Raw genomic sequence first — 440 nt, 5'->3', positions numbered from 1 at the left:
AAGTAGATAAGGGAAGTAAAACAGCACTGTCAGCCATCGTCAAGGAAAAGCCTCTTGAGTTAGGTAAGCTCTTTATCTCAGGCTGGCTGCGTAAAGGAGGTATGATCAAGGGCCGTACGTATGCCCGTGGTTGTATCGTGAGCTTTCCCTTCTATAACAAGATGGTTGACTCAGACTTCCTGGACAACAAGCCCAAAGGAGTTCGAAACGCAGATCCAGAAGCCTTCCGTAAACTTCTCAAGTTTATCTTCCCTAACCTAGAGACACCTGAGGAGTATTATGCAGGAAGTGACTCACGAGTAGCGCCTTTCTTTGAAGCTTTCCTGAAATCATCTCTGCGAATCGCCAACGACTTGCAGACTGTGATGGATAACTTCCAAGAGCATCTGGTAAATGCAAGTGAGTTCAGCTTCAACGGCGAATGGATCAAACCACTTGAA

Annotated in this window: 1 protein-coding gene; it reads left to right on the top strand. The window is 46.1% G+C overall.

From position 1 onward, the window contains the following. Positions 1–440, top strand: a 440-nt coding sequence (locus J5M71_RS28635) for a hypothetical protein (RefSeq protein WP_207839050.1), incomplete at both ends; no start/stop codon positions are given.

The sequence above is a fragment of the Pseudomonas sp. 43(2021) genome, from assembly GCF_017490805.1.
In the GTDB taxonomy this organism is placed as follows: domain Bacteria; phylum Pseudomonadota; class Gammaproteobacteria; order Pseudomonadales; family Pseudomonadaceae; genus Aquipseudomonas.
Note: the sequence above shows the minus strand (reverse complement) of the source record. Positions and strands in the feature narration are given on the sequence as shown.